This is a genomic window from Corynebacterium sp. (genome assembly GCF_030826625.1).
Lineage (GTDB): Bacteria > Actinomycetota > Actinomycetes > Mycobacteriales > Mycobacteriaceae > Corynebacterium.
Genome location: NZ_JAPJNQ010000068.1, coordinates 1 through 11,256, shown reverse-complemented (window position 1 = coordinate 11,256; position 11,256 = coordinate 1). Strand labels below are relative to the sequence as shown.

The following is an 11,256-nucleotide window of genomic DNA, read 5'->3' as shown; positions in this document are numbered from 1 at the left end:
CCTAATACTGACCTGATAGCGTGGCGCTTTCTGGGCACCCGCGGGGCCAATCGTCGTGGGGTGAACCGTGATATTGAATAGTTCTTCGAGGTCATGAGCCAAGCGTTGCGCGACAGCTCGGGAACTTAATTCCACTTCTAATGCCAGCGCATCACCGACGATCTCCATGCTGCCCGCCAGCCGTAGAATTGCTGCAACTTCTGCACTCCGGGCTGATTGTTTCGTGGGAGATACCCGGGTGAGTTCTTCTTTCACTTGCTCTGTGAGCCCCACAGCATCACCCCTGCCTTTCATCATTCACTGTGATCCCTGGACGCATCACGTATCTGGTGCGTCTTGTTTGCGGTCTAACTAAATCAAGCCACTCGCCAACGACAACGTTGCTCACGTTTCGCATTGGGCGGTTTCGTTACTCATGCTTAGCATCAACAGCTTTAGTACCGTTGCATGAAATCGGTATAAACCTGGCGAAGGGTTGCCGCCAACTTAACTTCGTCGTGGCGTGAACTTTCTTTACCAGATTCGTCGATTTCCCGGACATCTGCAAAAACCATCTCTGCCTGTACTATTCGGGCTGCTTTCCGCAGGTATTCGCGCTCAGCATCAGAGGTTACCGATGCAGAGTCACAAATAACTACATCGACGTTTAAGCCTGGTGCATGCTGTGCAAGCACGTGGATGTGACGCTCATAGGAAAAGCCCTGGGTTTCACCGGGTTCACCATTGAGATTGAGCACCAAAACCCGAAGTCCCGAACATTCGTTTATTGCGTGAACAACCTCTGGCAACACTAGATGCGGAATCACGCTAGAAAACCATGACCCTGGCCCGATTGTCAGCAATTCTGCGTTCTTAATCGAGTCTAAAGCCGCCGGATTGATGTCTGGCTCTGCCGGAATCACGCTCACGCGCCGCACCTGGCCTGGAGTAGACGCGACGGCAACCTGTCCGCGTACCGAGCGCATCACACGCGGATCGTCGTCAAGCCCAGATACATCAGCCTGGATATCTAAAGGCTCAGTACACACCGGCAACACCCTACCGTGGGCACCTGTCAACCGGCATACCGCATCCAGCGCAGCTTGTTCGTGGCCTAAAATTTCTTTCAGCCCGGTGATGAGCAGGTTGCCTAATGCATGCCCCGCCAAGGCACCACTGCCACCGAAACGGTGCTGCAGGGTTTGCTCCCAAAACTGTCCTTCTTCATCGTCGCGTACGGACAAGGCCACCAGTGCCATGCGCAAATCCCCCGGTGGGATCATCTCAAATTCTTTGCGCAACCTACCGGAACTCCCGCCGTCGTCAGCTACTGTGACGATCGCCGATATCTCAGCAGGGCCCAGCCGTCGGGCAGCTTTTAGCGTTTGGAATAACCCGTGCCCGCCGCCCAGCGATGCGATACGAGCAGGCATCGTCGTTGCAGCGCGTTGAGGTTGCACAACCGGCGACGTTGTTGTTGCAGCTGTTTCAGGTGATGGTGGCGTTGATTCAGCCATATTTCAATAAATATTCCTATTCGTGCCTATACCGTGGCTAATGCCGTTCGAAATCGCGGTGCATGACGTTGATTTCTAGTTCGTCCCGCGGGCGAAGTCTTTGCGCAATTTCTTCCGCAATCGCCACTGATCTGTGGTGTCCTCCAGTGCAGCCAACCGCGACTGTGATGAAATTTTTGCCCTCGTGGCGGTATCCAGCCAACATGGAATCAAGCATCTTTTCGAAGTTGGCGATGAAGTTTTCAGCTGCGGGGCTTGCTAGCACGTAATCCGAGACCGGTTCATCGGTACCACGGTATTCTCGCAGCTCCGGAATCCAGTACGGGTTGGGCAGAAATCGCACGTCAAGCATCAGGTCAGCATCACGGGGTGCACCATGCTTGAATCCAAATGATTCGATGGTGATGTGTTGTTTGTCCAACCCTGCCGAGCCGAAACTCGCCTCCATTGCCCGGCGCAAATCGTGCACAGACAGATTCGAGCTGTCGATGATGACATCGGCACGTTCTTTCAGCGCGGAGATTGCGGCACGTTCACGATCAATACCAATATGCAGGGTGTCAGCTTCTTGCAGCGGGTGCGTTCGGCGTACCGAATCAAAGCGACGAATCAGCACATCATCCCGGGCGTCCATGAACAACACTGTGATTGGCATATCACGGCGCTCTAATTCATCCATCGCCGACAGAATTGACCCGCCAAACATGCGTGAGCGCACATCGGCAACCACCGCGACTTTATCTACCGGCGAGTTCTCATCGGCGCACAATTCCAACAACTGCACCATAAGCTCTGGGGGCAGGTTGTGCGCAACGTAAAAGCCTTTGTCTTCCAGCACACGAGCGGCCGTCGACAGCCCGGCCCCGGACATGCCAGTTAACAAAATTGGGGACGTGGCAAAAGCGGTCATGGTTATATCCTAGTCGGTTTCCTCAACCACGGTGGAGCGCGGAATAAATATTTTCGGCCAAAGCCGGGCCAAAGCCTTTGACTTCCGTGATCTCTTCGATGCTGGCCTGCTTGAGCTTTTTCACCGAACCAAAGTGCTTCACCAAATCTGCCCGGCGTGCCGGTCCAAGCCCCGGCACCGCATCAAGAGCCGAACTACGCATGCGTTTAGAGCGCTGCTGCCGGTGATAGCTAATGGCAAACCGGTGTGCCTCGTCACGAATATGTTGCAACAAGTACAACGCTTCGCTACCACGTGGCAGAATGATCGGCTCGTCGTCACCAGGAACCCAAATTTCTTCTAAGCGTTTGGCTAAGCCGATCAAAGCCACATCGACGACTCCGAGCTCATCAAACACTTTCTGTGCAGCATTAACCTGTGGCAATCCACCGTCGACGACGAACAGCTGCGGTGGATAAGCAAATTTCTTGCCGTCTGCGGATTCTTCGGTCACGTCCTCATCAGCGAATGTAGTCGCCTCGAGTTCTTCGTCGGGTACGTGCAGCTTGTCTTCCTGGTGCCGCTTAAAACGCCGACGCGTAACCTCCGCAATGGAAGCCACGTCGTCCGAATGACCGTCGCCGGCTGCTTCCTTGATACGGTAGCGCCGGTAGCTGGCCTTGCGTGGTAAACCGTCTTCAAAAACCACTAATGACGCAACCACGTCCGTGCCTTGAATGTGCGAAATATCAATGCACTCAATCCGCAACGGTGCAGTATCCAGAAACAGTGCTGATTGCAGGTCCTGCAGAGCCGCCGAACGTGCAGTCAAATCGCCAACGCGCTTGAGCTTGTGCTGTTTCAGCGCATCTGTGGCATTGCGATAGACGGTATCCATCAATGCCTTTTTGTCTCCGCGCTGAGGAACCCGCACGTCGACGGGGCCACCACGTAATTCCGCCAGCACCGTGGCGACTTGGTCGCGATCCTGTGGCTCAGTGTGCACCATGATCTGCCGAGGAATCACGGTGTGTGTCGAAGTATTCGACGGTTCTTCTGCGTCTGTACGAGCTTGTTGGTCTACCCCGCGGCGGTCAATAAGTTTCGCGTCTTCTGCGGCCTCCAGTTGTTCGCGCTCCGCGGCATCGGAATAAAACTGCACCAAAAAGTTTTCGATCAACTCCGGCAGCCCGGTGAGCTTTTCGACGACCCAGCCTCGCTGGCCGCGGATACGCCCATCACGAACGTGGAAAATCTGGACTGCGGCTTCTAATTCATCATCGGCAAAAGCAATGAGATCGGCTGCAGTGCCGTCACCAAGCACCACGGTCTGTTGTTCCATGAGCTTGTCAATCGCACCGAGATCATCGCGCAAGCGCGCCGCTCGCTCAAATTCCAGGTCTTCAGATGCTTGTTCCATCTCCGCAGTCAACCGCTTGACGACCTCATTGGTTCGTCCCCTCATGAACGAGACCAAGCCGTTGACGGTTTCGCGGTGTTCCTCAGTGCTGACTCGGCCAATGCACGGAGCATCACATTTTCCGATATATCCGAGCAAACATGGTCTACCGAGACGTTCATGACGGCGGTAAACGCCGGCAGAACAACTACGCATCGGAAACACCCGCAACAATAATTCCATTGTTTCGCGCACTGCCCAGGCATGAGAATACGGGCCGAAATAGCGCACGCCACGTTTGCGCGGACCACGGTAAAAGAATACGCGCGGGATTTGCTCACCCACCGACACCGCAAGCATCGGATAAGTCTTGTCGTCGCGGTACATGACGTTAAACCGTGGATCGAATCGCTTGATCCAGGTATATTCCAGCTGTAACGCTTCCACTTCACTCGCTACCACGGTCCATTCCACGGAGTTGGCCGTCTGCACCATCTGGCGCGTACGTGGGTGGAGCTGGGTGATGTCCTGGAAGTAATTAGAAAGGCGTGCGCGTAGGTTTTTCGCCTTGCCGACGTAGACCACTCGGCGGTTTTCGTCCCGAAATTTGTAGACGCCGGGGTCCGTCGGAATCGTTCCGGGAGCCGGCCGGTAAGTTGCTGGATCACTCATGTGCGCGCAGAATCTTGTTTCCTGGATTTATTCTTCTGGCATGTATTGTGCTTCGAGTGCACGGAAATTGCGTACCGCTTCGATTGTCTGTTTGCCATCCGAGGCTTGAATTGCCCATAGTGGCATGTATTCGAACTCAGGAAGCTCGAGCCGCGCCATGCGCGCCCCCTCTGGGAAGGTTAAGCCATAAATCAATTCCCAATAATAAAAACGGGTACCGATGATATTGCGTACTTCCACACCGTCACTATTGACCCGGACTCGTGGCCGGGAAAAAGCAAGCCAGACGAGCATCGAGATCACAAGGCCAACACCAGGGAAGGCGAGATAATCAATCCCAGTGATTGCCGCGCCGGTGAATTCTAGGCTTAGTTGCCAGGCCATAAAGATGTGGACGGCCATGATGATCGGAATCAAGATGAATGCATACAGCCGCAACCGGCGGGAGGTGATCGTTAATTCCCACGGCTTATTGCTGGTGACCGAAAACGGATCTAGTGCGGTATAGGCAGCGAGTTTCTTCTCGTCCAATTGCTTGCGCGCTTGCGCATCCTGTGAACTGGAACTCATGCTGTGTCTCCTTCCCTAGCACGCAGCTGGCGCAGTGTGGCCAGGGTATCTAAGGCTGCAGCCATTGCTTCGCCACCTTTATCCTCAATAGAACCAGGGAATCCGGCACGCTCTTGTGCTTGCTGCTGCGAGTTAACCGTCAGGACCCCGTTGGCAACCGGTGTAGCTTCATCCAGGCTCACCCGAGTAAGACCTTGCGTCACCGAATCGCAGACATATTCAAAGTGCGGGGTTCCGCCCCGGATGACGCAACCTAATGCCACCACGGCGTCGAATTGCCGTGCTGCTTGTTGCACCACTACCGGTAACTCGATTGCACCCATGACTCGCGCTTCATAAACTCTCGCGCCAGCCTGCGTAGCAACCTCGACGGCGCGAGAGCGCATCTGTTCACAGATTTCTTCATTCCACCGTGCAGTTACCACGCACACGCGTACTCCCTCGGCGCTACCGAGGTCGCTCGCTGGTGCTCCACCGTGTGCCATGTCAGCTCCTTGTTGAGTTTTACTAGCTGATTAGTGCTGATGCTGCGCATCCCATTCCGCCACCGTGGGAAGATCATGCCCCATGCGGTCACGTTTGGTACGCAGATAAGAGATATTATCCTCATTCGCTTGCGTAACCAGAGCAGTCCGCTTGGACACTTCCACTCCGAATCCTTCCAAGCCTTCGGCTTTGAAAGGGTTATTCGTCAAAAGGTTCGCGGTGGCGATCCCGAGATCCGCCAGGATTTGCCCGGCCACCGAAAACTCTCGAGCATCAGCTGGCAAGCCTTGTTCCAGGTTAGCGTCTACCGTATCCGTGCCGTTTTCTTGCAACCGATAGGCCTTCAGTTTCGCTAACAAGCCAATCCCGCGACCTTCGTGGCCACGAACGTAAATCACTACGCCTTGACCAGCATCTTGGATGTATTCAATCGCTTGATCCAGCTGTTGGCCACAATCGCAACGCCGAGAGTGGAAGACATCGCCGGTGAGACATTCGGAGTGCACCCGCACTGGAACATCTGTAGCGTGTTCCAGATCAGCGACTGACCCCGCAACCAATGCGATGTGCTCTGTGCCATCGACCGCATGACGGTAGCCGAGCGCAGTCATCGGGCCCGCATCCGTCGGCAAGCTAGTTTCCACCTCACGAACCACTTGTGATTCATTACGCCGCCGCCACTGGATCAACTGCTCAATCGAGATCAACGCCAAGTCATGTTCGTCGGCAAATTTCCGCAATTCTGGCAGACGCGCCATATCTGTGGGATCTTGTTCGGAGACAATTTCGCAAATAGCTCCAGCTGGACGCAATCCAGCCAGACGGGCAAGATCCACCGACGCTTCGGTGTGTCCATTACGCTCCAGCACCCCATTCGGGCGAGCGCTCAACGGGACGACGTGGCCCGGGCGGGTAAATTGCTCCCGCTCGGTTTCCGACGCCGCCAATGCGCGCAAAGTCTTCGCACGGGTGGCGGCTGAAATTCCAGTAGTCCCATCATTGAAATCGACGGTAACGGTATACGCCGTGCCACGCACGTCCTCATTGATGGCAGTCATCGGAGGCAGTCCCAAACGGTTGAGATCGTCGGGAAGCATCGGCGCGCAGATATACCCGGAAGTATAGCGCACCATGAACGCCACTAGCTCTGGGGTGGCTTTTTCGGCAGCAAAGATCAGATCACCTTCGTTTTCACGATCTTCATCATCGACTACAACAACGGCTTTACCTGCGCGAATATCAGCGATCGCGCGCTCAACGCTATCGAGTTTGATTTCTTTGCCATCCTGGGTGACCTCGGTGCTCATATGCCTCCACATTAGTCCGTGTTCGACGGAAAGCTATAACCGGTCTTAACTCCTGCGGCCATCAGCTTTTCGACGTATTTGCCGATGATATCGACCTCTAGATTAACCCGTTGCCCGACCGCGAGTTCACCTAAGGTCGTCTCTGCCAAGGTGGTGGGAATCAGTGATACTTCGAACCAACCTGCACCGCCCGCAGAATCGCTATCTTTGCTCACTCCGGCGGAAAACTCTGAGACCGCGGAGACCGTCAATGAGACTCCGCTGATTGCAATCGAGCCTTTCTCGACCACGTATTTTGCCAGTTCTTTCGGTAATTGGAATCGCAAAATATCCCAATGCTCCGAAGTGCTACGCGAAAGCAGTTCTGAGGTTCCATCCACGTGGCCTTGCATGATGTGCCCGCCCAGGCGGGCATCAGCTCGCAAAGCTCGCTCCAGGTTCACCCGAGCGCCAGGGACTAAATCACCCAGTACTGAGCGATCCAATGATTCCTGCATAACGTCGGCATCAAAGGTGCCGGCCGCAGCATCAAGCCCAGCAACCGTCAAGCACACACCATTGACCGCGATGGAATCTCCCAGTTGAGCATCGGTTACAACCACCCCGCCAGCGATACGCATGCGCACGGCGTCACCGAGATCATCGCACGTCACGACTTGCCCGGTGGTTTCCACTAATCCACTAAACATATTTTTAACGATCCTTGCTTGTGATGTTGTCAGTTTGGGTATTTCTCACGCTCGGTCTAATCACGCACTCTTGTTGTGCTGCCGGGATCGCCGGTACTGCCGGGCACCAATGTTAATAGCAAGTCATCGCCGAGCTTTTCGACGTGCGATAACTCTAGCCGCATGCCATCAGCCAGGCTTTCCCCTAACGCAGAGGCCAACACGCTGCGACCTTGGCCGAGCAATAACGGTGCGACATAAGCTTGTACAGCATCGACGTAGCCTGCAGCAAAAAATGAGCTCAACAAACGCGGTCCACCTTCAACGAGAACGTCTCGGCAACCGTCCTCCCACAATGCGGTCAACGCAGTAGGAATGTCACGGAACTGTTCAAACCCCAACCGCTGCAGGTTGCTACAGCCTGATAAATCCGAACTTCCAATGACGATACGACGCGGTTGGTGCTCATACAGAGAAATTTCTCCATCACGGCTCAGGTAGCGCGCCGTCAACGATGGGTTATCGGCAAGCGCTGTACCCGTACCAATGATGATTGCATCGCGGGTGCTGCGGTCTCGGTGAACCCGTTGCCGTGCTGGAGCGCCAGTAATCCATTGACTGGTGCCATCGACAGCCGCACTAAAACCATCGATCGATTGCGCAATTTTCGCAGTAATGTGTACTCGCCCCATCGCGGTTGCACGCAACCAGGGAACGAGCTCGTCAACAGCGTATGGCTCTGCCATCAACGCAGTGGCAGACGAGCAATCAGCAGTTTTTGCTGTATAAGCTGCATCACGAGCCCCCAGGTGATGTACGGCAATCCCAGCCTCCCGGAGTTTCTGGGCACCACCTGAGGCGATGACATTAGGGTCTGCATGCACGTAGTGAACAGAGGCCACCTCGGCATTAATGAGCGCCTGCGAACACGGGCCGGTTCGCCCTTGGTGGTTGCACGGTTCCAAGGTCACGACGACGTGTGCGCCGCGTGCGGCTTCGCCAGCGTGATCAAGCGCAACGATTTCTGCATGCCGGCCACCTGGTGGTTCCGTAGCGCCAACTCCGACGAGCTCACCGGCTGTCGAAATGATGGCAGCCCCAACCGGTGGATTGGGGCTAGTAGTTCCCCGAACAACTCGGGCAGCCTTGCGTGCTGCACTCAGCGCAGAGACAATCAGGCCGTCGTCAATCAGACCTGCGTCAATCACTCCGTCGTCAGGCTCGACGGTCACATTATGATCCGCCATTTAGTGCTGGGTGGCCTTGCTGGCTAATTCACGCAATTGGCTAACGGCAGCTTTCGAATCATCCTTTTTGAAGACTGCAGAACCAGCAACGAAAGCATCGCAGCCAGCTTCTGCCGATTTTTCGATGGTGTGTTCCGAAATTCCACCATCAATCTCGATGACGCAATTGAGATTCTTCTCATCAATCACCTGGCGCAGTGCACGAACCTTATCCAATTGATCAGGCATGAACGATTGCCCTCCGAAGCCGGGCTCCACGCTCATCACCAGCGCGAGGTCGAAGTGTTCCAGATCCTGCAGATAAGGTTCAATGGGCGTTCCCGGTTTTACGGAGAAACCGGCCCGGATCCCTTTGTCCCGAATCTTTTTTGCCAGCCCGATGTGATCATCGGTGGCCTCAACATGGAAAATTAGGCAGTCAGCACCCGCAGCAACATAAGCATCGACCCACTTTTCCGGATCTTCGATCATGAGGTGCACATCGAGTTGTTGATCGGTGATTTTGTCGACGGTGGCGGTGATATCCGGACCAAACGATAAGTTTGGTACGAAATGGCCGTCCATGATGTCGACGTGAATCCAATCAGCATTGTCAACGCAACGTACTTGATCGCCGAGTTGCGAAAAATCGGCGGCCAAAATAGACGGCGCAATCAAAGCGCGCTGTGAGAAAGCGCGCTGTGGGGTGGATGCAAAATCACGATCAGACATATTAGCCATTCTACGGTTAATCGAGCGCACGTTGTAACACGGCAAAAAACATTGCATCAGTGCCATGGCGGTGGGGCCACATTTGTGCAGACAATGGAGTTCCCGCAGGTTCTGAGCTGATTCCTGGCATCTCTGGCAGCACCGCAGCCGCAGGTAGTTCTATGACCCGCGGGTTTTTTATGGAACTAGTCGCTGCACCAGAATCTGACGCTGTATCAGAATCCGGCACTGCACCAGAATCTAACGCTGCACCAGAGCCAATCACTGCATCAACGATTCCACGGGTTTCTCGAAGATCTGGCGAGCAGGTGGAATAAATCACCACACCACCAGGTCGAACCAGACGAAGTGCAGACTGCAACAGCTCGGTCTGCAACATATTAAGCTCAGCGATATCCGCATCATCTTTTTTCCAACGGGCTTCCGGACGTCGTCGTAACGCCCCCAAACCAGAACACGGGGCGTCGACAAGCACGCGATCATAACCCGGCTCCAAGCCCGGGTCGCGGCCGTCAGCGACATGAACGGTGACCGGAAGATCAGCAACGGTAGAGCGAATCAATTTCGCGCGATGTTGCGAAATCTCCACCGCATCTACCCTCGCGCCATCGATACGTGCGAGTGCACCCAATAATGCAGCTTTGCCACCTGGCCCGGCGCACAAATCCAACCAGCGGCTTGAATCGGCACCGCTGAGCTCGACTTCCGCTACAGCCCGCGCAATCAATTGCGATCCCTCATCTTGCACCGCTGCCAGCGACTGCTGCACTGGTTCCAGGGCCCCCGGGTTTCCGCCCGATTCCAGATACACCGCATACGGGCTGTAGTTGCCTTGCTCACCACCTGTCATCAAAGCAAGTTCTTCAGCGCTGATTTCTCCAGGTCTAGCCACCAAGTGAACCAGCGGCCGTTGCGAATCTGCCGCAAGCGTCGACGCTAATTCGGGGTGCAGTGGTGCTGAGTTCAGATCACCGTGGTCTGCTGGAGATTCATCATGCTCTGTAGCGGAAGTGCTCGCCCACAACGCAGCATTGAACGAACGCGCCACCCACTCAGGGTGTGCATGCTCGAAAGCAAGGCCAGCTAGCAGTCCAGCCGGGCGCAAATCTTTAATCCACTCTTGCGCGGGAGTACGCCCAATGGTGCGCAAGATACCGTTGACGAACCCTTTTGCTTTTTCGTGGCCGGCTGATTCCACAAGCCGAACTGAGGTGTCAACCGCTGCATGATCATCGACGCGCGTAAACAGCAACTGATAAGCACCTAAACGCAAGGCATTAAGCACCGGAGTAGCCAAACTTTCCAGCTCCCGCGAGGAACAATCCGCCACCACAGTGTCGATGATTCCAAGGTTTCGGAGGCAGCCATAGGTGATCTCGGTGGCAAACGCAGCATCACGCCCACTCAACCCAACTTCGCGCAGCCTCTTCGGCAATACCAGGTTGGCGTAGGCATCGTCGTCGCTGACACGATTAAGAACTTCAAAGGCAAGCAACCGAGGCTTGTCGACGCCGGCAGCGTGCACACCCACCTTCGCACGTTGAGCTTTCGCTTGTTTAGCCCTTACTGGGCGTTTCTGTTCATCCCCACCGCGTGCTCGCCGCTTATCGCGTGGGCTGTTGCGGGAATCTTTCTTGGTGTGCGTAGATCGATTTCCCGCGGAATCCGGGGCCTTCTGCTTGTCACCCGAACGCGAACGAGAGCGAAACCCTCCAGCAGACGAACTCACGACAAAATTCCTTCCGGTTGGCTACCACGCGCCCACGCGGACGCATCCATCATTTTCTTTCCAGGTGCCTGCACCTTATCCA

The 11,256-nt window shown here is 55.1% G+C and carries 11 protein-coding genes; all 11 read right to left on the bottom strand.

The window, feature by feature from the left end; genetic code table 11:
• Positions 1-297: DNA-binding protein WhiA (gene whiA, locus RCH87_RS08400; protein WP_306516259.1), on the bottom strand; the 297-nt coding region annotated here is incomplete at its 3' end.
• Between the two features lie 137 nt (positions 298-434).
• Complete coding sequence (yvcK, locus tag RCH87_RS08395; RefSeq protein WP_306516258.1) at positions 435-1,496, bottom strand: uridine diphosphate-N-acetylglucosamine-binding protein YvcK; 1,062 nt, start codon at positions 1,494-1,496, stop codon at positions 435-437.
• A 37-nt stretch (positions 1,497-1,533) separates the two neighbouring features.
• Entirely contained in the window at positions 1,534-2,406 is an 873-nt protein-coding gene (rapZ, locus tag RCH87_RS08390; protein ID WP_306516257.1) for an RNase adapter RapZ, read from the bottom strand.
• Positions 2,407-2,428: 22 nt separating this feature from the next.
• Positions 2,429-4,456, bottom strand: a complete 2,028-nt coding sequence (uvrC, locus tag RCH87_RS08385) for an excinuclease ABC subunit UvrC (protein ID WP_306516256.1) — start codon at positions 4,454-4,456, stop codon at positions 2,429-2,431.
• Between the two features lie 27 nt (positions 4,457-4,483).
• Positions 4,484-5,026: a PH domain-containing protein gene (locus RCH87_RS08380; protein ID WP_306516255.1), complete on the bottom strand. Its 543-nt coding sequence runs from the start codon at positions 5,024-5,026 to the stop codon at positions 4,484-4,486.
• Positions 5,023-5,511, bottom strand: coding sequence for a 6,7-dimethyl-8-ribityllumazine synthase (ribH, locus tag RCH87_RS08375; protein ID WP_306516254.1), 489 nt, complete (start codon positions 5,509-5,511; stop codon positions 5,023-5,025). Before ribH ends, RCH87_RS08380 begins: the two co-directional genes overlap by 4 nt.
• 30 nt (positions 5,512-5,541) lie before the next feature.
• Entirely contained in the window at positions 5,542-6,819 is a 1,278-nt protein-coding gene (locus tag RCH87_RS08370; protein ID WP_306516253.1) for a bifunctional 3,4-dihydroxy-2-butanone-4-phosphate synthase/GTP cyclohydrolase II, read from the bottom strand.
• An 11-nt stretch (positions 6,820-6,830) separates the two neighbouring features.
• Entirely contained in the window at positions 6,831-7,508 is a 678-nt protein-coding gene (locus RCH87_RS08365) for a riboflavin synthase (RefSeq protein ID WP_306516252.1), read from the bottom strand.
• Positions 7,509-7,564: 56 nt separating this feature from the next.
• The gene (gene ribD, locus RCH87_RS08360; protein WP_306516251.1) at positions 7,565-8,734 is read right to left on the bottom strand and encodes a bifunctional diaminohydroxyphosphoribosylaminopyrimidine deaminase/5-amino-6-(5-phosphoribosylamino)uracil reductase RibD; all 1,170 of its coding nucleotides are present in this window, start codon (positions 8,732-8,734) and stop codon (positions 7,565-7,567) included.
• A complete protein-coding gene (gene rpe / locus RCH87_RS08355) occupies positions 8,735-9,445 on the bottom strand; it encodes a ribulose-phosphate 3-epimerase (protein ID WP_306516250.1) in 711 nt (236 codons plus the stop codon).
• 16 nt (positions 9,446-9,461) lie between these two features.
• Positions 9,462-11,174: an RsmB/NOP family class I SAM-dependent RNA methyltransferase gene (locus tag RCH87_RS08350; RefSeq protein ID WP_373690957.1), complete on the bottom strand. Its 1,713-nt coding sequence runs from the start codon at positions 11,172-11,174 to the stop codon at positions 9,462-9,464.
• Between the last annotated feature and the right edge of the window lie 82 nt (positions 11,175-11,256).